Below are 20,960 nucleotides of genomic sequence, written 5' to 3'. Positions count from 1 at the left end.
GGCATCGGCGGCTATCTCACCGAGCTGATCCGCACCCTGGAGATGGATCAGGTGTGCGTCATCATCCTCATGATCCTGGCCACCGTGGCGGCCATCGACTTCGTGTCGTCGCGGCTGCGCTTCGCCATCATCGGCCGCAAGGTGGCCGCCGCCTGAGGGCGGCGGGCCTTTGGACCGAGCAGCGGCTCAGTACATCGCTTCCTTGAGGCGGACCAGCATGGCCTCCTGGCTCTCGGCTTCCGCCAGGCCGATCTGGTCCTTCAGCATCTCGCCCAGCGTGGGCAGAACGGTGCGCTCCACCTGCGCCGCCGGGTCCCACAGCTGCGAGCGCATGAACGCCTTGGCGCAATGCAGATAAGCCTCGCGCACGCTGACCTTCAGCACCGAGGTCGGCACCTTGCCGCCCACCGCGAACCGCGCCCGCAGGTCCGGGTCCACATGGATCTCGGCGGTGCCGTTGATCCGCAAGGTCTCGTCCACGCCGGGGATAAGGAACAGCAGGCCGACGCCGGGATTTTCAAGCAGATTGGTGAGGGAATCCAGGCGGTTGTTGCCGGGGCGGTCCGGCAGCAGCAAGGTGGTGTCGTCGTCCACCGCCACGAAGCCGGGATGATCGCCGCGCGGGGTGACGTCCATGGCGCCGGCGGCGCTGGATGTGGCCAGCATCACGAACGGGCTCAGCGCGATGAACGACCGGCAATGACGATCGAGCCGGGCGAGAACCTTCTGCGCCGCGCGGGGGCTGACCGCCTTGTAGTGGGTTCGCAGTTGTTCCAGGGTCTCGATCCGGCTCATGGGGTCCTCAAGGCTTGATGATCAGTTGCACGCGGTCCGCCGCGAAGCTGGAGCGACCCCATTGCAGCGGGGTGCCGGTCACGTCCACGTCGATGCGCTCCACCACCATGACCGATCGGCCGCTGGCAAGCGAGAGCATGTCGCGCTCGCGATCATCGGCGGCGCGCGCGCTCACCCGCGTCTCCCAGCGGCGATAGTCGGCGATGCCCAGGGTGGACAGCGCCCGGGTCAGCGAGCCGGTGGCGGCATAGATGAGGTCCAGATCCTGGCAGCGGGCATGGGGAAACCAGGCGGTGCCCATGGAGATGGGCACCCCGTCCGCCTCGTGGATGGAGTCGATGCGCAGCACCAAGGTGCCCTCGGCCACGCGCAATTCGCGCGCCGCCTCGGCACAGGCCGGCTCCACCTTGGAGCCGAGAAACCGCCCGAACGGCTCGCGCCCGCCGGCGGAGACGATCTCGGAAAAGCGGGTGCGCGGGCCGATGGGATAGCGCAGCGGCGCCTCCTTCACGAAGGTGCCGCGCCCGGCGGTGGCCTCGATCAGGCCACGCTCCGCCAGCACGCCCAAGGCCCGGCGCACGGTGTGGCGATTGACCCCGAACCGGTCCGCCAGCTCCGCCTCCACCGGCAGGCGCGCGCCGGCCGCGCGCGCGCCGGAGGCGATCTCCTCTTCCAGCGTCTCGGCGATCTGCCGCCAGAGCGAGACGCCGGAACCGCGCTTCATGTCGGTCTTGGCCGGGTCCGTCATCGTCGCGTGATCCGGCTGGTCCATCATCTCGTCCGCTTCACCACCCACGATATGCCCCCCGGATTTTCGCGGTGCCCGCGCTTGAACATTTGTATAGACTTTTATACAAATGAAGTCCAGTGATGCTGCGAAACCCGCACCGGGTCAGCAGGCACAGGGAACGGAGGCGCGGAATGTCCGTGGACGATACGGCCCGCCGACAGGCGATGATGGGCCTTCTGGCCCGCGCAACCGCCGAAGAACTGGACGCGGCGGTGGAACGGTTCCGCCCCCTGCCGGCCATCCATGACCTGCGCCCCGCCGAGGTGGGCCTTGCCATGGTGCGCGGGCGAATCGGCGGCGACGGTGCCGCGTTCAATGCCGGGGAGGCCACCGTCACCCGCGCCGCCGTGCGCATCGAGGGCGGCGCCACCGGCGTGTCCTATCTGATCGGCCGCGATCCGGCCCGGGCGCGCATGGCGGCGGTGCTGGATGCTTTGTGGCAGGACCCGGCCCTCAGCCCCCTGGTGGAAGACGCGCTGGCCCCGGTGCGCCTGCGGCTCGCCGCCGAGAGCCTGGTGCAGCAGGAAAAGACCCAGGCCACCAAGGTCAATTTCTTCACCATGGTGCGAGGAGAAGACTGATGACGGCCCTGGCCTTAGGCTTCGCCGACCCCGTCCGTAATTCCCAATCCGCCTTCAAGGCGATCATGTGGGCGCTGGCCCGTCCCGGCCGCCCCATGGCCCTGCCCACCACGCTCACCCCGCCGGCCCCCCTCTCCGCCGAACTGGCGGCTGTCGCCTTGGCGCTGCTGGATTATGAGACGCCGTTCTGGCTCGACGCGCCCTTGTCCGCCACCGCCGATGTGGCCGATTTCCTGCGCTTCCACACCGGCGCGCCTTTGGTGGCCGACCCGGCCGATGCGCGCTTCGCCTTCATCGCCGATCCAGTGCAATTGCCGGCACTGCACAGCTTCGCCCCAGGCGAGCCGGACTATCCGGACCGCTCCACCACAGTGGTGATGGGCATGGCGAGCCTGAGCACCGCGCCTTTCACGCTGCACGGCCCCGGCATCAAGGACCGCGTCGGCTTCGGCGCCGCGCCTTTGCCGGCGGACTTTGCCGCACGCCTCACCGCCAACCGCGCCCTGTTCCCGCTGGGCCTGGATTTCATCCTCACCGCCCCCGGTGCCGTGGCCGGCCTGCCCCGCTCCACGCGCATCGCCTCGGAGGACTGAGCCCATGTATGTGGCTGTCAAAGGCGGCGAAACCGCCATCCGCAATGCCCACGCGCTGATGGCCGAGCAGCGGCGCGGCGATCCCGCCGTGCCCGAGATCGGCATCGACCAGATTTCCGAGCAGCTCACCTTGGCCGTGGACCGGGTGATGAGCGAAGGCTCACTCTATGATCGCTCCTTGGCCTCTCTCGCCATCAAGCAGGCGCGCGGCGATCTGATCGAGGCGATCTTCCTGGTGCGGGCGTTCCGCACCACACTGCCGCGCTTCGGCTATTGCGCGCCGGTGGACACCGCCGCCATGACCGTGCGGCGGCGCATCTCCGCCACTTACAAGGACATGCCCGGCGGGCAGGTGCTCGGCCCCACCTTTGATTACACCCACCGCCTGCTGGACCCCAATCTCGCCACCCTCTCTGGTGCCCCCGGCCCGGAGCGTCCGGCCCCGGCGCGGGTCCCGGCACCGGAGGACGAGGCCATGCCCCGCGTCACCGATCTGCTGGGCGACGAAGGCCTGATTGAGGCCGCCCCCGCCAACGATGGCGAGCCCGGCGACCTCACCCGCGAGCCTTTGAGCTTCCCCGCCGACCGCGCCTTGCGCCTGCAGAATCTGGCGCGGGGCGATGAGGGCTTCCTGCTGTCGCTGGGCTATTCCACCCAGCGCGGCTATGCCCGCAGCCATCCGTTCGTCGGCGAGATCCGCTTCGGCGAGGTGGAACTGGAACTGGTGGTGGAGGAACTGGGCTTTGCGGTGCCGCTCGGCCCCATCTCCGTCACCGAATGCCAGATGGTGAACCAGTTCAAGGGTTCCGCCGACGTGCCGCCGAAATTCACCCGCGGCTATGGCTTCGTGTTCGGCCAGAGCGAGCGCAAGGCCATGTCCATGGCCCTGGTGGACCGGGCGCTGCGCTTTGCCGAACTGGGCGAAGAAAAGAGTGCGCCGGCCCAGGACGAGGAATTCGTGCTCTCGCACTCGGACAATGTGCAGGCCACCGGCTTCGTGGAGCATCTGAAACTGCCCCATTATGTGGATTTCCAGGCCGAGTTGGAACTGGTGCGCCGCATGCACGCCGAGCATGCCGAGGCCGCCACGCAGAAGGAGGCCGCGGAATGAACGCGCCAATCAATGCTCAGGCGATCACCAAGGCGGGCATGCCCGCCATCACCTATAATTTCGCCTATCTGGACGAGCAGACCAAACGGATGATCCGCCGGGCCATCCTGAAGGCCATCGCCATTCCCGGCTATCAGGTGCCGTTCGCCAGCCGCGAGATGCCCATGCCCTATGGCTGGGGCACCGGCGGCGTGCAGGTGACCGCCGCCATCCTCGGCCATGACGATGTGCTGAAAGTCATCGACCAGGGCTCGGACGACACCACCAATGCGGTGGCCATCCGCGGCTTCTTCGAGACCACGGCGGGGGTGGCCACCACCACCCGCACCGCGGATGCCACCATCATCCAGACCCGCCACCGCATCCCGGAGGCACCGCTCGCCGACGATCAGGTGCTGGTCTATCAGGTGCCGATCCCCGAGCCGCTGCGCTTCCTGGAGCCGCGCGAGACCGAGACCCGCAAGCTGCATGGCCTGGCGGACTACGGCCTCATGCATGTGAAGCTCTATGAGGACATCGCCCATCACGGCCACATCGCCACCACGTATGCCTATCCGGTGGAAGTGGCCGGGCGCTATGTGATGGACCCCTCGCCCATCCCCAAGTTCGACAATCCGAAGATGGACGACAGCCCGGCGCTGCAATTGTTCGGCGCGGGGCGCGAGAAGCGCATCTATGCCATCCCGCCGCACACCAGCGTGGTGCCGCTGGATTTCGAGGACCATCCGTTCCAGGTGCAGCACTTCGCCAAGCCCTGCGCTCTGTGCGGTGCCCACGGGGTCTATCTGGACGAGGTGGTGCTGGATGATCGCGGCGGGCGCATGTTCGTGTGCTCCGACACCGATTATTGCAACACCCGCCAGGAAGCGGGCCATACCGGCGAGATGAGCGCCTCCCCACTGAAGGCGCCGGCTGTTGCTGAGCATCCGACCACTATCGTCACGGAGCCGGCGGAATGAGCGCGCTCACCATCCGCCCGGCCACCGCGGCCGATCTGCCGGCGGTGCTTGCCCTCTATGCCCAGCCGGGCATGGATGACGGCGCCATGCTGGCCTTGCCGGAAGCGCAAGCGCTGTTTGCCCGCTTCGCCCGCTATCCCGACTATGTGCTCTATGTGGCCGAAGACGCGGCCGCTGTGGTGGGCACGTTTGCTTTGCTGGTGATGGACAATCTCGGCCACATGGGCGCCCCCTCCGCCATTGTCGAAGACGTGGTGGTGGATCCCGACCAACAGGGGCTGGGCATCGGCGCGCAGATGATGCGCTTTGCCATGGCCAAGGCGGCGGAGAAGGGCTGCTACAAGCTGGTGCTGTCCTCCAACGCCAAGCGCGAGCGCGCCCATGCCTTCTACGAGACCCTCGGCTTCCGCCGCCATGGGGTGAGCATGCATGTGGATCTGGCGCCCGACGGCGCGGAGATGCCCGCACCGCGCGCCACCGAGGCCGCCCGATGACCGGCGCGGCGCAGCTTCTTGGCGGCATAGGCGTGCCGTCCCCTCTGGGTGGGTCGTCATGCCCGGGCTTGTCCCGGGCATCCACGCGGATCGGCTTGGCGCTTCATGTCCATGCGCGCGCGGTCGGCGCGACGTGGATGGCCGGGACAAGCCCGGCCATGACGAGCCGAGAGGCGGCGCCTGAATGCCGAGGGCGATATCGCCAAATCTCTGATTCAATCTTCTCCCCCGCAAGGGGGGAGGGAGCCCGTGCCGCCGCTGACACGGCGTTCCCCCTGATCCGAGCCACCGAGGCCGCGCAATGACCGGCAATGCTCTCCTAAACGACGCTCCGCTGCTGCGGGCCGAAGGCCTGACGCGCTATTATGGCCGGCGCCTCGGCTGCCGGGATGTGAATCTGGAGATCCACCCCGGCGAAGTGCTGGCCATCGTCGGCGAATCCGGCTCCGGCAAGTCCACGCTGCTGGGCCTGCTCTCCACCGAGCTGGAGCCCTCCGCCGGGAAGGTCAGCTACCGCATGCGCGATGGCGAGATGCGCGATCTGGCCGGCCTCTCCGAAGGCGAGCGCCGCCTGCTGCTGCGCACCGACTGGGGCTTCGTGCGCCAACATGCGGAACAGGGCCTGCGCATGGCGGTGTCCGCCGGTGGCAATGTGGGCGAGCGCCTGATGGCGGTGGGCTGGCGCAACTATGCCGGCATCCGCGATGAGGCCATCGATTGGCTCGGCCGGGTGGAAATCCAGCCGGACCGCATCGATGATGATCCCCGCACCTTCTCCGGCGGCATGCGCCAGCGGCTGCAGATCGCCCGCAACCTCGTCACTCAGCCGCGCCTCGTGTTCATGGACGAGCCCACCGGCGGCCTCGATGTCTCGGTGCAGGCGCGCCTGCTGGATCTGATCCGCTCGCTGGTGGCGGATCTTGGCCTCGCGGTCATCATCGTCACCCACGACCTGGCGGTCGCCCGCCTGCTCTCCCACCGCATCATGGTGATGAAGGAGGGACTGGTGATCGAGCAGGGGCTTACTGATCAGGTGCTCGACGATCCGCGCGAGGCCTATACCCAGCTCCTCGTTTCCTCGGTGCTTGCCGCATGACCGCGCATCTTCACACCCCCGACGCCCCCCCGCGCGCCGTCCCCGTCCCGCTCCTGCCCACCGGCACGCTGCTGCGGGTGGAGGGCCTCGCCAAGGAATTCACCTTGCACCTGCGCGGCGGCACCCGCCTGCCGGTGGTGGATGGCGCCGCCTTCGAGGTCCAGGCCGGCACCTGCGTCGCTTTGGGCGGACCGTCCGGGGCCGGCAAAAGCTCCATCCTCAAGATGGTCTATGGCAACTACCGCACCGACTCCGGCGCCATCTGGCTGGCGGATGACGATGGCGCGGTGGATGTGGCCCATGCCGCCCCCCGCCGCATGCTGGATCTGCGCCGCCGCCGCATCGGCTATGTGAGCCAGTTCCTGCGGGTGATCCCCCGCGTCTCGGCCCTCGACGTGGTGGCCGAGCCGCTGGCCGCCGAAGGCGTGCCGGCGGACACCGCCCGCGCCCGCGCCCAGGAGCTGCTGGCCCGGCTCAATCTGCCGGAGCGCCTGTGGGGCCTGCCGCCGGCCACCTTCTCCGGCGGCGAGCAGCAGCGGGTGAATGTGGCCCGCGGTTTCATCGCCAGCCAGCCTTTGCTGCTGCTGGACGAACCCACCGCCTCGCTGGACGTGGTCAATCGCGCGGTAGTGATCGACCTCATTCGCGAGAAGAAGGCCCAGGGCACCGGCCTTCTCGGCATTTTCCACGACGCCGACACCCGCGACGCGGTGGCCGACGTGGTGGTGGATGTCTCGTCCTTCGCCGGGCGCCCGCAGTGACCTCACGCCCTTTACCAGGAGCCTACCCATGACCCAGTCCGGCACCCCAGAGCTGGTGCTCGCCAACGCCCGCATCGTGCTCGCCGATGGCGAAGTCAGCGGCCATGTGCGCCTTCAGGGTGGCCGCATCACCGCCATCGATACCGGCGCCGTGCCGGCGGGCGCCGAAGATCTGGAGGGCGACTATCTGCTGCCCGGCCTGGTGGAACTGCACACCGACCATGTGGAGGGCCATCTGGCGCCCCGGCCCAAGGTGCGCTGGAACCCGCTCTCCGCCGTGCTGGCCCATGATGGGCAGATCGCCGCCTCCGGCATCACCACCGTGTTCGATTCCCTGCGGGTGTGGCCGGACAAGCGCGCCGTGGGCATGGATGGCGATGCCCCCATCCTGCTGGCGGCGCTGAACGAGGCCAAGGCCGCCGGCGTGCTGCGCGCCGACCATCTGGTGCATCTGCGCTGCGAAGTGGCCACCGATACGGTGGTCGAGGATACGGCGGCGCTGCTGGAGAGCCACAAAGTCCATCTGATCTCGCTGATGGACCACACCCCCGGCCAGCGCCAGTTCGCCAGTACCGAGCACTTCCGCGCCTATTACAAGAAGAAGAGCGGCATCAGCGACGACGAGTTGGACGTGATCGTCGCCACCCGCATGGACTATCACACCCGCTATTCCCGGCCGAACCGGGAAGGCCTGGTGGCGCTGTCGCACCCACGTGGCATCGTGCTGGCCAGCCATGACGACGCCACCCCCGAGCATGTGGCGGAAGCCATTGGCGACGGCCTCGCCATCGCCGAATTCCCCACCACGGTGGAGGCCGCGCGCCTGTCGCACGAGGCCGGCATCCGCGTGCTCATGGGCGCGCCCAATCTGGTGCGCGGCGGCTCGCACACCGGCAATGTGGCGGCGGAAGAACTGGCCCGGCTGGGGCTCTTGGACATATTGTCCTCGGACTATGTGCCGGCCAGCCTGCTGTGGGCGCCGTTCGATCTGGTGCGGCGGGTGCCCTCGCTTTCGCTGGCGCAGGCGGTGCGCATGGTGACCAAGAACCCCGCCGAGGCCGCCAAGCTCACCGATCGCGGCGAGATCGCCCTCGGAAAGCGGGCCGATCTGGTGCGGGTGGCCATGGCCGGCGAGATCCCGGTGGCCCGCGCGGTGTGGCGCGAGGGGCAGCGGGTGGCATGAGCGGGGCCGCTCCGGCGCCCCTCGGCCCCGGCGCTCTGGTGCTGGTGGTCGGCCCGTCCGGGGCCGGCAAGGACACGCTCATGGCCGCCGCCCAGGCCGATCTGGCGGACCGGGCGGACATCCACATGGCCCGCCGCCGCGTCACCCGCACCGACACCACCGGCGAGGACCATACCCCCATCGATCCCGCCGTCTTCGAGGCGGACCTGGCGGCGGGTCTCTATCCGCTGTCCTGGCGGGCCCATGGCCTCGCCTATGCGCTGGGGCCGGAGGTGGCGGACGCCATCCGCGCCGGCCGTACCGTGATGGCCAATGGCTCGCGCGCCACCTTGCCCGAGGCGCGGCGGCGGTTCGCGCGGCTCCATGTGGTGCTGGTCACGGCCCCGCCGGCGGTGCTGGCGGCGCGGCTGTCCGCCCGTGGCCGCGAGAGCGCGGACGATGTGGCCGCCCGCCTCGCCCGTGCGCCGGAGGTGGACCTGCAGGCGGATCTGATCATCCAGAATGTGGGCGCGGTGGCCGACGGCGCCCGGCGCCTGGCGGATTTCGTGCGCGCGATCCGCGCGCCGGTGGCGGCGGGATAGTCCCGCGACACCGTCCGAACATGGCACAGGGGGCGTGCCCCCCGGCAGCCCCCTGTCCTGTCGTGTGCCGGATCGCCGGCAGGGCCGGCCAGCGGCCGGCCTACTGCCGGTAGTGCTGGATGCGCGTGGTGCGCAGGCCCGGCAGGCCGTGCTGCTCGATGGAGGCCTGCCAGGACAGGAACTCATCCACCGTGAGCGTATAGCGCTTGCACGCATCCTCCAGGCTGATGAGACCGCCGCGCACGGCCGCCACCACTTCCGCCTTGCGGCGGATCACCCAGCGACGGGTGTCCGGGGGCGGGAGATCCGCAATGGTCAGTGGACTTCCGTCCGGCCCGATCACGTATTTTGCTCTGGGCCGATAGGCATCGGTCATCGTTACGCTCACCCGTTACTACCCCACTTGTAACGGAACCGTGGCAGAGGCCGATGAAGATTTCCCTAAAGGACAAATGGAAGATGTTATTTACTTGTCTTAACAGAAGCTGAAATTGGACATCAAACCAGGCCTGTTTAAGAAAGTCGCAAGAAACGGTCCGAAGCTGTACGGTCCGTTGCAATCTTCCTCGGCACATCTTCATTAACGAACCTTACGCACAGCCCGGCGCTGGGAAATACCGGCGCGCACGGGTCCGCCGGCGCCGGGGCGCAGAGGTAAAATCCAACGCTGGCAAGACATCTGGCACCACATGCGGCGCGGTGCGTGGGGCCGGGAGGGCCACGGGCGCGTCAGCGCACCAGGCGGGCCTCAGGCGGCCAAGGCCGCAACCGGCGCCGGCCACAACCGGCGGCGGGAGCGCGGTGGCCGCCGCGGATCGCGCGACGGCAAAGCATTAACCATGGCGGCGATCCGCCGCCGTCCCTGCCCGGCGGCGCACTGAGCCGCCGGGGGCGCGAAAAATAATCGCGCCTCAGCCCTCGATCCGGTCGAAATCGGCGATGCCGCGGGTGGCGGCGCGGATTTCGTCCAGCAGCTTGAGGCGATTGGCCCGCAGCGCCGGCTCCGGCGCATTCACCGTCACCGCGTCGAAGAAGGCATCCACCGGCTCGCGCAGGTGCGAGAGGGCGGCCATGGCGGCGGCATAGTCCTCCGCCTTCACCGCCACCGCCACCTGCCGCTTCACCACCTCGATGGCGGCGGCCAGATGGTCTTCGGCGGGCTCCGCCAGCAGCTTGGCTTCCGCCGGGCCCTGGAAGCGCACGCCGTCCTTCTTTTCCTCGATGCGCAGGATGTTCACCGCCCGGCGATAGCCCGCCAGCAGGATCTTGCCGTCCTCGGTCTCCAGGAAGGCGCCCAGCGCCTCCACCCGGCGTACCACCAGCAGCAGGTCGTCCTGGCCCGGCAGCGCGAACACCGCATCCACCAGATCGTGCCGGGCGCCGCGCTCGCGCACATGCACCTTCAGCCGGTCGGCGAAGAAGGCCAGCAGGTCGCTGGCCAGATCGCCGGCCATGGTCAGGCCTTCCACGCGGGCTTCCGCCACCGGGTCCGCGTCGGCGGGCACCTTGGCGATGCGACGGGCCAGGGTCTGCAGCAGGTCGCTCACCAGCTTGTCGGCGAAGCTCTCCAGCTTCAGCACGTCGTGCGGATGGGTGGCATAATGCGCCTCGCCCAGAATGGGGCGGGTGGCGGCCACCAGCACCGGCGACAGCGGCAGGCGCAGGTCATTGTCGAGGATGATCCGGATCACCCCCAGCGCCGCCCGGCGCAGGGCGTAGGGGTCCTTGGAGCCCGTGGGCTTCTCGTCGATGGCCCAGAAGCCCACCAAAGTGTCGATCTTGTCCGCCAGCGCCACGGCGATGGACACCGGCGCGGTCGGCACCCGATCGGAGGGGCCTTGCGGCTTGTAATGCTCCTCGCAGGCGGCGGCCACCTCCGGCGGCAGGTTTTCGCCTTCCGCATAATAGCGGCCCATAAGGCCCTGCAACTCGGGGAACTCGCCCACCACCTCGGTCAGAAGGTCGGCCTTGGCGATGCGCGCGGCCTGCTCGGCCAGATCCGGATCGGCGCCCACCTGCGGCGCCAGATCCCGCGCCAATTGGGCGATGCGGTCGATGCGCTTGGCCTGGGAGCCCAGCTTCTCATGGAAGGTGATGTGCTCGAACTTGCCCAGCCGGTCCGCCAGCGGGGTGCGGCGGTCGCCGTCCCAGAAGAATTTGGCGTCCGACAGCCGGGCGCGGATCACCCGCTCGTTGCCGGCAACGATGGCCGCGCCGCCGTCGGAGGCGGCCAGATTGGAGACCAGGATGAAGCGGTTGGCGAGGCGCCCGGTGCGCGGATCGCGCAGCACGAAGCACTTCTGGTTGGCACGGATGGTGGCGCGGATCACCTCGTCCGGGATGTCGAGGAAGCGCTCCTCGAACGTTCCCATCAGCGTGACCGGCCATTCCACCAGCCCGCACACTTCCTCAAGCAGGGCTTCGTCTTCCACCAGCTCAAGGCCATGGACCAGGGCCAGATCCTTGGCGTCGTTGAGGATGATGTCCTTGCGGCGGTCGCGGTCGGCCACCACCTTGGCGGCCTCCAGCTTTGCCATCCAATCGTCCAGCCGGCGCACCTGGAAGGCGTCGGGCGAGAGGAAGCGGTGGCCGCGGGTGATGTCGGAGGAGACGATGCCCTCCACCTCGAACCGCACCACTTCCGGCTCTTCCACATCGGTGCCGAAGGTGCAGACGATGGAATGCAGCGGGCGCACCCAGCGCAGGCTGCCGGTGCCCCAGCGCATGGATTTCGGCCAGGGGAAGGTGCGGATGATCTCCGGTACGATTTCGGCAATCACCTCGGTGGTGGCCTTGCCGGGGCGCTCGATCACCGCCACGTAGAACTCGCCCTTCTTGGGGTCGCTCTCGATCTTGGCCTGCTCCAGGCTGTCGAGCCCGGCGCTTTTCAGGAAGCCCTGGATGGCCGCATCGGGCGCGCCCACCCGCGGGCCCTTGCGCTCCTCGCGGCTGTCCGCCTGCCGGCCGGGCAAACCGTGCACCGCCAGCGCCAGCCGGCGCGGGGTCACGAACGCCTTGGCGCCCTCATAGAGCAGGCCGCGGGCCACCAGCGCATCGGTCACCAGCTTGCGCAGGGACTCGGCCGCCTGGGCCTGCATGCGGGCGGGAATTTCTTCGCTGAACAGTTCAAGAAGCAGATCGGGCATGGGATCGGTTCTGTAAGCCCCCGGACGGGGAATGACGCCGGGGACGCCGCGGGTGGAGCCAAGACTTCGAGCCGTCTGCCTAAAGCCTTTCGCCGCCGCCGTCGAGGCCTGCCCCCCTCACGGCAGGGGGCGACGGGCGCGCTCCGTGAGGGTCAAGGCGGCGATGAGCGAGATGCCCGCCACCACGATCATGTAGATGGCCGGCCCCATGTCGTCATGCAGGCGGCTCACCAGATAGACCGAGATCATCGGCACCGTGCCGCCGGCCACGCCCAGCGCCAGATTGTAGCCCACCGACATGGCCGAGCAGCGGGTCTGCGCCTTGAACATCTCCACCAGCACGGCGGGCATCGGGCCCATATAAGCGGCCATCAGCACCGCGAACATCACCTGCGCCGCCAGCACTTGCCCCTCGGTACCGCCATCCAGCATGCGGAACAGCGGCCAGGAGGCCAGCATCAGCGCCGCCAGGGACCCGACCATGACGATCTTGCGGCCCACCACGTCGCTCAGCGCCGCGAACACCGGGCACAGCAGCACCAGCACCACCATGGACACGGTGTTGATCTGCAGCGCGATCCGGCTCTGCAGATGGTCCACCTGCTGCATATAAGTGGTGAGATAGACGAACAGCATGTAGAAGCCGACGCCCAGCATGGCATTGAGGGCGATGGAGCGGGCGATATTGGCGCCGTCGCTGAGGAAGGCCTGCACCAGCGGCGCCTCGCGCAGATCGCCCGCCGGCTTTGCGGTTTCCTGCGTGCCCTGGCGCAGCACCAATGTGGCGAGGCCGAGCACGATGCCGAGCAGGAACGGCACCCGCCAGCCCCACGCCACCAGCGCCTCCTGCGAGATCACGCTGGCGGTGGCCGCCCCGACCGCCGAACCCAGCAGGATGCCGCCCGTCGCGCCCATGGCCGAGAAGCTGGTGATGAAGCCGCGCCAACGCAGCGGTGAGATCTCCGCCAGAAAGATGGCCGAGGTGGTGTATTCGCCGCCGATGGACACCCCTTGCAGCAGCCGCAGCAGCAGCAGCAGGCAAGGCGCGAACACGCCCAGGGTGGCATAGGTGGGCAGGAGGCCGATGGCCACCGTGGACACGCACATCAGACCCACGGACAGCAGCAGCGCCCGCCGGCGCCCGTAGCGGTCGCCCACATGGCCGAAGATGATGCCGCCCAGCGGGCGCATCAGGAACGAGGCGGCGAAGATGCCGAAGGCCGAGATCAGGCCGACGAAGGCATCGCTGGTGGGGAAGAAGTTGCGGGCGAAGGTGGTGGCGAAAAAGCCGTAGGCGGCGAAGTCATACCATTCCAGCGTATTGCCCAAGGCGCCGGCGAGGATCACCCGCGGCGAGACGGGATTGGCGCTCGGCGCTCCATCGGCCGCCTCGCGTCCGCCTTGCTCAAGAGCACCGTCCGCCGTGATCGCCCCGGTCATCCCATGCCCCCCTGCCATGTCGCCACCCTTCGATCCCTACCCGGTCGGAGAGACGGCGCACAAGCAATTTGGGACAAAGAACACGCGTGCCAGGTAGAAATTTCCGGCCAGCAAGGTGTCGCTTGCGGGCGGCGGCGGCGCTTGGAGGCAAAACGCCCCGCGGGCGCGGCTGGAGGGTGTCCGGATAAGCTTCAGATCGGCCCGCCGGTGCGGTCCCTCAGACGCAGCACCGCCAGCAGCGACACCGCCGACAATGCGATGATCAGCAGCGCCGGTGCCATGGGGCTGGCAAAGCGGTGGATGAGATAGACCGCCACCATGGGGGTGAGGCCCCCCACCCAGCCCACGCCGAAATTCCACGCCAGCGAATAGGCGGTGCAGCGGGTGTCGCGGTGGAACAGCTCCACCAGCGCCGCCGGCATCGGCCCGGCATAGGCCGAGATCAGCACCGCGAACCCCACCTGCGCGGTCAGCACCGCAGCCGGCGCGCCCGAGCCGAGCATGTGGAACAGCGGCCAGGTGAACAGCACCAGGCCCACCAGCCCCGCCAGCATCACCGGCTTGCGGCCCAGCCGGTCGCCCAGGGCGGCAAAGCCGCAGCAGGCCACCACCAGCACCAGCATGCTCGCCGTATTGACCTCGAACGCCAGCCGGGCCGGCATGCCGTCCACCTGCTGCATGTAGGTCGTGAGATAGATGAAGATCAGATAGAACAGCGCACCGACCGCCACCGTCATGGCCACGCCCAGCGCAATCTCGCGCCCGCGCTCCCGCAGCGCTTCCACCAAAGGCGGATCCTGCCGCTTGGCGCCCGCCGCCTCCGGCCCCAGGCCGGACCGCAGCACCAGCGCCACCCCGCCGAGCAGGATGCCGGCCAGGAACGGCAGCCGCCAGCCCCAGTCCACCAATTGCTCGGCGGTCAGCGTCGCCGCCACCACCGCGCCCACGGCAGAGCCCAGCAAGGTGCCGGTGTTGGCGCCGAAGGTGGCCAGCGAGGCGATCAGCCCCCGGCGCGCCGGCGGCGCGCCTTCCGCCAGATAGACCACCGACATGATCTGCTCGCCGCCCACGGAGATGCCCTGGAGCAGGCGCATCAGCAGCAGCATCACCGGCGCCAGCGCGCCGGCCATGGCATAGGTGGGCAGAAGGCCGATGCCCACGGTGGAGACCGTCATCAGCATCGCGGAGAGATAGAGCGCGCGGCGGCGGCCGAACCGATCGCCGATATCGCCGAACAGGATGCCGCCCAGAGGGCGCATGAAGAAGGAGGCCGCGAACATGCCAAAGGCGGCCAAGAGGCCGAGGAAGGCATCATCGGCGGGAAAGAAATTCTTGGCGAAGATCGCCGCCAGGAAGCCATAGGCGCCGAAATCATACCATTCGAGCGTGTTGCCGAGCGTTCCGGCAATCATGCCGCGCAAACGCTTCGGGTCCGCTCCCGCCGTGCCGGTGGGCGCGGAGGCGACGTGGGTCTCGGTGGTCATCGCCAGGCCCCCAGCCAGGTGGTGAACAGGTGGTCACGTCGTCCGGCGCATCATGGGGATGCGCCGGCGGGCCGAAGCCGATGGCGCATCGCGCGTCTTACACTGTTGTGGCCCGTGACACGGTGTTCCGACTGGGGAATTCCAGGGTCATCGGGCCCATGTGACGCTCAGGCGGCCCCGCCCGCGTCGGTCTTCAGCCAGGCGGCGCCGCAGGCCTTGGCCAGCTCGCGCACCCGCAGTATATAGCTTTGGCGCTCGGTGACCGAGATCACGCCGCGCGCATCCAGAAGATTGAACACATGCGAGGCCTTGATGCACTGGTCATAGGCCGGCAACACCATCAGATGCCGCTCACCGGCATCGCCCGCGGCCAGATATTTGGCGCAGGCTGCTTCCGCCATGCGGAACTGATCCAGCAGCATGTCGGTATCGGCATGCTCGAAATTGTGCCGCGAGTATTCCTTTTCCGCCTGAAGGAAGACATCGCCATAGCTGATCTTGGCGTCGCCCTCGCGGCCGTTGAAATTCAGGTCGTAGACGTTCTCAACGCCCTGCACATACATGGCGAGGCGTTCCAGACCATAAGTCAGCTCGCCGGAGACCGGCGCGCACTCGATGCCGGCCACCTGCTGGAAGTAAGTGAACTGCGAAACCTCCATGCCGTCGCACCAGCACTCCCATCCGAGGCCCCAGGCGCCCAGAGTGGGGCTCTCCCAGTCATCCTCCACGAACCGCACATCATGCAACCGGGTGTCGATGCCGATGGCGGACAGCGACTGGAGGTAGAGGTCCTGCAGGTTGGCGGGCGAGGGCTTCAGGATCACCTGGAACTGGTAATAATGCTGCAATCTGTTGGGGTTCTCGCCATAGCGCCCATCCTTGGGCCGGCGGGAGGGCTGCACATAGGCCGCCTTCCAGGGCTTCGGCCCCAGCGCCCGCAAGGTGGTCGCCGGATGAAAGGTGCCCGCCCCCACTTCCATGTCATAGGGCTGCAGGACCACGCAGCCCTGGTCGGCCCAGAAGGCCTGCAAGGTCAGGAGAAGGCCCTGGAAGGAACGGTCGGGCCGCATGTGAGGCGAAAGGGCGGGATCGATCATGGCGCTCGGTTCGGCGGCGGTGCGGTGGCAGGCGGCGGCGGCCAAGGGGATCGGCGCAGGCGATCGCCGCTGCCCCTCCCTGGCCCCCTCCCCCTCGGCGGGACAGAACGCGCGCAATGGCGCGCCGGCGGACACTAGAGGCCCGCCTGCCGCAGATCAAGCAGAGCCACCCAGACACCGCCGGCGAAAGGTTCCGCGCAACCGCACGGTTTTGCTTCGCTTTTCTGTGAATGAACCGAATGGCCTCCCACAGGTTGTAACTGCCAGAGGAACCATAAAGGAGACCACCATGCGCAAACTCACGCTCGCCGCCGCCGCCCTGCTGATCGCGTCCAGCGTCGCCGCGACCGCCCAGACCAGCGGCACCGCCAGCCAGGACAACCATAAGGGCCCGGCGCAGGAAGGCGGCCGCACGACCGCCACCCCCGGCGGCAGCAACACCACCGGCATGTCCCCCGCCGATGGCGCCTCCAAGCCCACCGCCCCGAGCGGCACCATGACCCAGGACAATCACAAGGGCGCCGCGCAGGAAGGTGGCCGCACCACCGCCACCCCGGGCGCCAGCTCGACCACCGGCGGCACGCCCATGGACACCACCGGCTCCACCACGCCCCGCAGCGGCCTGTCCACCCAGGATCCCCACAAGGGCCCGGCGCAGGAAGGTGGCCGCACCCAGGCAACCCCGGGCACCAACTGACACGTCGACGGCGCGAGGGCTTAGCCCCGCGGATCGCAGACTAAAAAGCCCGGGGTGCAACTGCACCCCGGGCTTCTTTTATGCTCAAGCCTGACGAGGATGGTTCAGCCGCGGGTACGGGCACGCACCATGTAGTCGTCATAGGTATATTCGACGATCTGCCACCACAGATATTCCTCATTGCGGAATGCCTTGGCGTGATCGTGGACCTTCTTGAAGTCGGGGTTCTTGGCGCCGATCTCTTCATAAAGCTCCTGGGCCACCTTGTAAGCGGCGTCCATGACTTCATTGGGATAGCGACGCAGCTGCGCGCCCGCCTTCACCAGCCGCTGCACGGCAGCCGGGTTCTTGGTGTCGTAATTGGCCAGCATGTCGCCATTGGCCTGAGCGGCCGCAGAGCGAAGGATCGTTTGATAGTTCTTGGGCAGTTCGTTCCACTTTTCCTGATTGTAGAAGAAGGTCAGCGAGGCGCAGCCCTCCCACCAGCCGGGATAATAGTAATACTGCGCCACTTTCTGCAGGCCGAGCTTCTCGTCATCATAAGGGCCGACCCATTCGGCGGCGTCGATGGTGCCCTTTTCCAGCGCCGGATAGATATCGCCGCCGGCCAACTGCTGCGGCACTACGCCCAACTTGGCGAGAATCTGCCCGGCGATGCCGGCGATGCGCATCTTCAGACCCTGCAAGTCCTGCACGGTCTTGATTTCCTTGCGGAACCAGCCGCCCATCTGACCGCCGGTGTTGCCGCCGGGGAGCATGTAGACGCCATACTTCTTGTAGAATTCGTTCAGCAGCTCCAGGCCACCGCCATGATAGAACCAGGCATTGATCTGGCGGGCATTGAGGCCGAACGGAAAGGCGGAACCGAACGCAAAGGTCGGATCCTTGCCCACATAGTAATAAGATGCGGTGTGGCACATTTCCACGGTCTTGTTCTGGGTCGCATCCAGGGCCTGAAGGCCAGGAACGATTTCACCCGCAGCGAAGACCTGGATCTGGAACTTGCCATCGGTGGCCTCCGACACCGTCTTGGCCATCAGTTCGGCGGCGCCATAGATGGTATCGAGCGACTTGGGAAAGGACGACGTGCAGCGCCACTTCACTTCCGGGGCGGTCTGGGCAATGGCGGGCATGGCGACCGCGGTCGAGGCGGCGACACCGGCTCCGGCCGAGGCAAGAAACTGACGGCGTTTCATGAATGGCTACTCCCTGGACATATTATTGCGCGCAAGATGCCTACCGGCTCTCTCACGCGGGGTCATCCTGAACTTTCTTCCAATGGCTTTTCCATGTCCAGCGATTTGGGACCGCCGCACCTTCCGTGCCCGTGGCAGCGGTAGACTATTGCCTTGCAGCACCGAGACCAATCCTGGCAGAAGGACCCACGCGCCGGGCGGCGCCATTCAAGTGGGGCGGACGTGATGGTCGAAGCGGGCACGGATTGGAGGATCCCGGCGGCATGGCGCCTCTATTTCATCGGCGTCGCCCTGCTCATGTTCGTCGCGCAGGCCTTCGCGCCGATCTCGATCTTCGCGAATGCGAACTTCGATGACGGCCTGTACATGTCCCTTGCGCAGCGCTTTGCCTCCGGAAGCTGGTTCGGTCACTACAACCTGTTTTCGATCCACAAGGGCAATGGCTATCCCATGTTCCTGGCGGTGGCGTCCTGGCTTGATGTGCCGGTCACGCTCGCCCATGCCCTGTTCCATGTGGCCGCCTGCCTGACCTTCGCCCTTGTGGTTGGCCGCCTTGCCGGATCTGTCCGGCTCGCGGCCGCCGTGTTCGCCGCCCTTGCGATGGTCCCGGCGCTCGGCAGCACCGCGCTGCTGCGGGTGTTCCGGGATGCCATCTATTCGGGCCAGACCTTGTTCGTGCTCGCCGCCGTCCTTTGGACGGTCTGCCGCGCGCAGACGCCGGGGCGCATCCGCCGGGGCCTCCTGACCGGGCTGCTGCTGGGCTGGTACTGGCTCACCCGCGAGGAGGGTGTCTGGATCCTGCCCGCTTTGCTGGTGATCGTCCTGCTTGCGCCGCTGACCCGCGCCGCCGGCGCCGGGACCCTGCGGAGCCGCGCCGTTGCCGCCGGGCTTGCATTGCTCTGGCTGGCGGCGGGCTTCATCGCCTTCGAAGGCGGCTATCGGCTGATCAACCGCGCCGTCTATGGAACGTGGACAAGCGTGGCCATGAAGGATCCGGCCTATGAACGGGCGCTGGGCGCACTCTATTCGGTGGAGGATGGCAAGCGCGTGCCCTACGTCCCGGTTTCCGCCTCAGCCCGCGCCCGCATTTATGAGGTCAGCCCCGCCTTCGCCGCCCTCAAGCCCTATCTCGACCCGGACGATCGGGTGATCTGGACCTATGGCTGCGGCCATTATCCCGAGAGCTGCGGCGAGATCGCCGGCGGCTGGTTCCACGTGGCCTTCCTGCAGGCGGTCGCCGACATCGGCGCGCACAAGACCAACTCGGACGCAACCGCCGTCTACAACCGCATTGCGCAGGAAGTCACCGCCGCGTGCGCGGACGGTCGCCTGCAGTGTCGCCCGACGCTGCACAATGCCATCCCGCGGCTCGCGCCGGATTTCATGGCAACGCTGGGACCGCGCATTTCCCGTATTCTTCAGCACGCCCTGCTGATGGTGCCCCAGTCGCCATTGGCGTCTCCCAGCACCGGCACGCGCAGCCAGATCGCCGATGCCCTTGCGGTGGTGAACCGTCCCCTGCACGTGCCGAGTGCGGAGTTCAGCCAGCAGGTGGTCATCGAGCTGCAATATGAGGGCAGTGATCCAGGGGCGCTGACGGTTCAGATGCTTGATGGGACTGGCGCCGTGCTCGATGCAACGATCGAAGAGGTGACCCATCCACCGGTGGAGAAGAACCAGCGGCGGCTGAGAATTTCTCTCTCCTGTGCCCTGCCGGCTTGCGTCCTGGACGCGAAGCAGGGAGAGCGCGGGCTGGCCAGGATTGCGCTTTGGGATCTGACCGTCCTGTCCTCCCGCTTCAAGACAGACCAGGGCGCGCTCAAGATTCACTGGGTACGGGCCGATGGCCTCAACATCGTCGGCGATGTGCGGCAGCGTGCCTCCTTCGCCATCCGCACCGCGGCGATGCGCCTCTCTCCCGTGCTGACCCCAGCCCTGGCGGGGATCGGCGTTCTCGCGTGGCTTGTGGGGTGCGCCTTGGCCATCATGGGCCGGACACTGCCCCTAGGCCTCGTCATCTCCACCGCCATGGGCGCGTCCATCGCGGCGCGCGTCGCCATCTTCGTGATCGGCGATGCCGCAGGACTGCCGGTCAATCCGCCCTATCTCTCGCCGATCACCTTCCTGCTCGCAGCCGCGGCGCCGCTGGCGATCCATGGGGCCTGGGCGGCGCACACCGCGCGCCGCCTGCGGCGGGCCGCTGTCAGCCGATGACGATCTTCGGTGCCGGCCGCGCGGCGGCCGCCACCCGCCCCATGGAGGCGCGCACCTGCTCGGCCACCGCCCGATAGCCGGCAGCCTGCGGGCTGTCGGGATCGGACACCAGGATCGGAATGCCGGCGTCCGACATCTCGCGGATGCGCATGTGCAACGGGATCTCGCCCAGGAACGGCACCCCCATCTTCTCCGCCTCCGCCCGCGCGCCGCCATGGCCGAAGATGTCGGAGCGTCCGCCGCAATGGGGGCAGATGAAGGTGGCCATGTTCTCGACGATGCCGAGAATGGGCACATTCACCCGCTTGAACATGGCAATGCCGCGCCGGGCATCGATCAGCGCCAGATCCTGCGGGGTGGAGACGATCACCGCCCCGGCCAGATTGACCTGCTGCGCCATGGTGAGCTGGGCGTCGCCGGTGCCGGGGGGCATGTCCACCACCAGCACGTCCAGCGGGCCCCATTTCACCTCCCGCAGCATCTGCGAGAGTGCCGACATGACCATGGGACCGCGCCAGATCATCGGCGTGTCTTCTTCCACCATGAAGCCGATGGACATCAGCTGCAGGCCGAAATTCTCCATGGGAAGCATGGTGCGGCCGTCGATCACCTCCGGCTTGCCATGCACCCCGGACAGGCGCGGCACCGACGGGCCATAGATGTCCGCGTCCAGCAGACCCACCTTCAAACCCTGATCGCGCAGCGCCAGGGCCAGATTGATGGAGACGGTGGACTTGCCGAC

The 20,960-nt window shown here is 67.8% G+C and carries 20 protein-coding genes and 1 pseudogene; 12 read left to right on the top strand and 9 right to left on the bottom strand.

From position 1 onward, the window contains the following. Positions 1 to 156 (top strand): annotated as a pseudogene (locus AAG816_RS25420) (phosphonate ABC transporter, permease protein PhnE); the annotation flags it as partial. 30 nt (positions 157 to 186) lie between these two features. On the opposite strand, the gene AAG816_RS25415 reads toward AAG816_RS25420, so the two are convergent. Both AAG816_RS25415 and phnF read right to left on the bottom strand, forming a co-directional pair. Continuing rightward, positions 187 to 795, bottom strand: a complete 609-nt coding sequence (locus tag AAG816_RS25415) for a pyridoxamine 5'-phosphate oxidase family protein (RefSeq protein ID WP_341992506.1) — start codon at positions 793 to 795, stop codon at positions 187 to 189. Between the two features lie 7 nt (positions 796 to 802). Further along, positions 803 to 1,591, bottom strand: coding sequence for a phosphonate metabolism transcriptional regulator PhnF (gene phnF / locus AAG816_RS25410; RefSeq protein ID WP_341992505.1), 789 nt, complete (start codon positions 1,589 to 1,591; stop codon positions 803 to 805). A gap of 125 nt (positions 1,592 to 1,716) precedes the next feature. Between phnF and phnG the strand changes: the two genes are divergently transcribed. The 9 genes from phnG to phnN all read left to right on the top strand — a co-directional run bounded on the left by phnG (position 1,717) and on the right by phnN (position 8,944). Then, positions 1,717 to 2,166: a phosphonate C-P lyase system protein PhnG gene (gene phnG / locus AAG816_RS25405; protein ID WP_341992504.1), complete on the top strand. Its 450-nt coding sequence runs from the start codon at positions 1,717 to 1,719 to the stop codon at positions 2,164 to 2,166. Beyond that, positions 2,166 to 2,759: a phosphonate C-P lyase system protein PhnH gene (gene phnH / locus AAG816_RS25400; protein WP_341992503.1), complete on the top strand. Its 594-nt coding sequence runs from the start codon at positions 2,166 to 2,168 to the stop codon at positions 2,757 to 2,759. The genes phnG and phnH overlap by 1 nt, the downstream gene beginning before the upstream one ends. Before the next feature lie 4 nt (positions 2,760 to 2,763). Continuing rightward, complete coding sequence (locus tag AAG816_RS25395; RefSeq protein ID WP_341992502.1) at positions 2,764 to 3,870, top strand: carbon-phosphorus lyase complex subunit PhnI; 1,107 nt, start codon at positions 2,764 to 2,766, stop codon at positions 3,868 to 3,870. A 38-nt stretch (positions 3,871 to 3,908) separates the two neighbouring features. Then, positions 3,909 to 4,829, top strand: coding sequence for an alpha-D-ribose 1-methylphosphonate 5-phosphate C-P-lyase PhnJ (locus AAG816_RS25390; RefSeq protein WP_341992508.1), 921 nt, complete (start codon positions 3,909 to 3,911; stop codon positions 4,827 to 4,829). Next, positions 4,826 to 5,323: a GNAT family N-acetyltransferase gene (locus AAG816_RS25385; protein ID WP_341992501.1), complete on the top strand. Its 498-nt coding sequence runs from the start codon at positions 4,826 to 4,828 to the stop codon at positions 5,321 to 5,323. The genes AAG816_RS25390 and AAG816_RS25385 overlap by 4 nt, the downstream gene beginning before the upstream one ends. Before the next feature lie 301 nt (positions 5,324 to 5,624). Further along, the gene (gene phnK, locus AAG816_RS25380; RefSeq protein WP_341992500.1) at positions 5,625 to 6,419 is read left to right on the top strand and encodes a phosphonate C-P lyase system protein PhnK; all 795 of its coding nucleotides are present in this window, start codon (positions 5,625 to 5,627) and stop codon (positions 6,417 to 6,419) included. Next, positions 6,416 to 7,180: a phosphonate C-P lyase system protein PhnL gene (gene phnL / locus AAG816_RS25375; RefSeq protein ID WP_341992499.1), complete on the top strand. Its 765-nt coding sequence runs from the start codon at positions 6,416 to 6,418 to the stop codon at positions 7,178 to 7,180. Before phnK ends, phnL begins: the two co-directional genes overlap by 4 nt. A gap of 28 nt (positions 7,181 to 7,208) precedes the next feature. Then, a complete protein-coding gene (locus AAG816_RS25370) occupies positions 7,209 to 8,363 on the top strand; it encodes an alpha-D-ribose 1-methylphosphonate 5-triphosphate diphosphatase (protein WP_341992498.1) in 1,155 nt (384 codons plus the stop codon). Further along, positions 8,360 to 8,944, top strand: coding sequence for a phosphonate metabolism protein/1,5-bisphosphokinase (PRPP-forming) PhnN (phnN, locus tag AAG816_RS25365; RefSeq protein WP_341992497.1), 585 nt, complete (start codon positions 8,360 to 8,362; stop codon positions 8,942 to 8,944). The genes AAG816_RS25370 and phnN overlap by 4 nt, the downstream gene beginning before the upstream one ends. A gap of 100 nt (positions 8,945 to 9,044) precedes the next feature. Here phnN and AAG816_RS25360 read toward each other — a convergent pair whose 3' ends face one another. From AAG816_RS25360 to AAG816_RS25340, 5 genes are all read right to left on the bottom strand, one after another. Continuing rightward, the gene (locus AAG816_RS25360; RefSeq protein WP_341992496.1) at positions 9,045 to 9,320 is read right to left on the bottom strand and encodes a DUF1153 domain-containing protein; all 276 of its coding nucleotides are present in this window, start codon (positions 9,318 to 9,320) and stop codon (positions 9,045 to 9,047) included. A gap of 535 nt (positions 9,321 to 9,855) precedes the next feature. Further along, a complete protein-coding gene (gene glyS / locus AAG816_RS25355; RefSeq protein WP_341992495.1) occupies positions 9,856 to 12,090 on the bottom strand; it encodes a glycine--tRNA ligase subunit beta in 2,235 nt (744 codons plus the stop codon). A gap of 117 nt (positions 12,091 to 12,207) precedes the next feature. Continuing rightward, entirely contained in the window at positions 12,208 to 13,530 is a 1,323-nt protein-coding gene (locus AAG816_RS25350; protein ID WP_341992494.1) for an MFS transporter, read from the bottom strand. A 191-nt stretch (positions 13,531 to 13,721) separates the two neighbouring features. After that, on the bottom strand, positions 13,722 to 15,014 hold the full coding sequence (locus tag AAG816_RS25345) for an MFS transporter (protein WP_341992493.1): 1,293 nt from the start codon (positions 15,012 to 15,014) through the stop codon (positions 13,722 to 13,724). 167 nt (positions 15,015 to 15,181) lie between these two features. Continuing rightward, complete coding sequence (locus AAG816_RS25340; protein ID WP_341992507.1) at positions 15,182 to 16,108, bottom strand: glycine--tRNA ligase subunit alpha; 927 nt, start codon at positions 16,106 to 16,108, stop codon at positions 15,182 to 15,184. 292 nt (positions 16,109 to 16,400) lie between these two features. Here AAG816_RS25340 and AAG816_RS25335 point away from each other — a divergent pair, with 292 nt between their 5' ends. After that, positions 16,401 to 16,808, top strand: coding sequence for a hypothetical protein (locus tag AAG816_RS25335; RefSeq protein WP_341992492.1), 408 nt, complete (start codon positions 16,401 to 16,403; stop codon positions 16,806 to 16,808). Positions 16,809 to 16,912: 104 nt separating this feature from the next. Here the strand turns inward: AAG816_RS25335 and AAG816_RS25330 are convergent, their stop codons facing one another. Further along, a complete protein-coding gene (locus tag AAG816_RS25330) occupies positions 16,913 to 18,004 on the bottom strand; it encodes a TRAP transporter substrate-binding protein (RefSeq protein WP_341992491.1) in 1,092 nt (363 codons plus the stop codon). A 225-nt stretch (positions 18,005 to 18,229) separates the two neighbouring features. On the opposite strand from AAG816_RS25330, the gene AAG816_RS25325 reads away from it, so the two are divergent. Then, positions 18,230 to 20,218, top strand: coding sequence for a hypothetical protein (locus AAG816_RS25325; protein WP_341992490.1), 1,989 nt, complete (start codon positions 18,230 to 18,232; stop codon positions 20,216 to 20,218). Here the strand turns inward: AAG816_RS25325 and AAG816_RS25320 are convergent. Beyond that, on the bottom strand, positions 20,208 to 20,960 hold a 753-nt coding region (locus AAG816_RS25320), incomplete at its 5' end, for an Mrp/NBP35 family ATP-binding protein (protein WP_341992489.1). The two genes, AAG816_RS25325 and AAG816_RS25320, sit on opposite strands and share 11 nt — an antisense overlap.

Source organism: Azorhizobium sp. AG788, from assembly GCF_943371865.1.
In the GTDB taxonomy this organism is placed as follows: Bacteria; Pseudomonadota; Alphaproteobacteria; order Rhizobiales; family Xanthobacteraceae; genus Azorhizobium.
Note: the sequence above shows the minus strand (reverse complement) of the source record. Positions and strands in the feature narration are given on the sequence as shown.

Excerpts from the sequence above, each read along its gene's own strand:
- AAG816_RS25415 (WP_341992506.1), bottom strand. The coding sequence starts at position 795 with ATGAGCCGGATCGAGACCCTGGAACAACTGCGAACCCACTACAAGGCG.
- phnG (WP_341992504.1), top strand. The coding sequence starts at position 1,717 with ATGTCCGTGGACGATACGGCCCGCCGACAGGCGATGATGGGCCTTCTG.
- phnH (WP_341992503.1), top strand. The coding sequence starts at position 2,166 with ATGACGGCCCTGGCCTTAGGCTTCGCCGACCCCGTCCGTAATTCCCAA.
- AAG816_RS25395 (WP_341992502.1), top strand. The coding sequence starts at position 2,764 with ATGTATGTGGCTGTCAAAGGCGGCGAAACCGCCATCCGCAATGCCCAC.
- AAG816_RS25390 (WP_341992508.1), top strand. The coding sequence starts at position 3,909 with ATGCCCGCCATCACCTATAATTTCGCCTATCTGGACGAGCAGACCAAA.
- AAG816_RS25385 (WP_341992501.1), top strand. The coding sequence starts at position 4,826 with ATGAGCGCGCTCACCATCCGCCCGGCCACCGCGGCCGATCTGCCGGCG.
- phnK (WP_341992500.1), top strand. The coding sequence starts at position 5,625 with ATGACCGGCAATGCTCTCCTAAACGACGCTCCGCTGCTGCGGGCCGAA.
- phnL (WP_341992499.1), top strand. The coding sequence starts at position 6,416 with ATGACCGCGCATCTTCACACCCCCGACGCCCCCCCGCGCGCCGTCCCC.
- AAG816_RS25370 (WP_341992498.1), top strand. The coding sequence starts at position 7,209 with ATGACCCAGTCCGGCACCCCAGAGCTGGTGCTCGCCAACGCCCGCATC.
- phnN (WP_341992497.1), top strand. The coding sequence starts at position 8,360 with ATGAGCGGGGCCGCTCCGGCGCCCCTCGGCCCCGGCGCTCTGGTGCTG.
- AAG816_RS25360 (WP_341992496.1), bottom strand. The coding sequence starts at position 9,320 with ATGACCGATGCCTATCGGCCCAGAGCAAAATACGTGATCGGGCCGGAC.
- glyS (WP_341992495.1), bottom strand. The coding sequence starts at position 12,090 with ATGCCCGATCTGCTTCTTGAACTGTTCAGCGAAGAAATTCCCGCCCGC.
- AAG816_RS25350 (WP_341992494.1), bottom strand. The coding sequence starts at position 13,530 with ATGACCGGGGCGATCACGGCGGACGGTGCTCTTGAGCAAGGCGGACGC.
- AAG816_RS25345 (WP_341992493.1), bottom strand. The coding sequence starts at position 15,014 with ATGACCACCGAGACCCACGTCGCCTCCGCGCCCACCGGCACGGCGGGA.
- AAG816_RS25335 (WP_341992492.1), top strand. The coding sequence starts at position 16,401 with ATGCGCAAACTCACGCTCGCCGCCGCCGCCCTGCTGATCGCGTCCAGC.
- AAG816_RS25330 (WP_341992491.1), bottom strand. The coding sequence starts at position 18,004 with ATGAAACGCCGTCAGTTTCTTGCCTCGGCCGGAGCCGGTGTCGCCGCC.
- AAG816_RS25325 (WP_341992490.1), top strand. The coding sequence starts at position 18,230 with ATGGTCGAAGCGGGCACGGATTGGAGGATCCCGGCGGCATGGCGCCTC.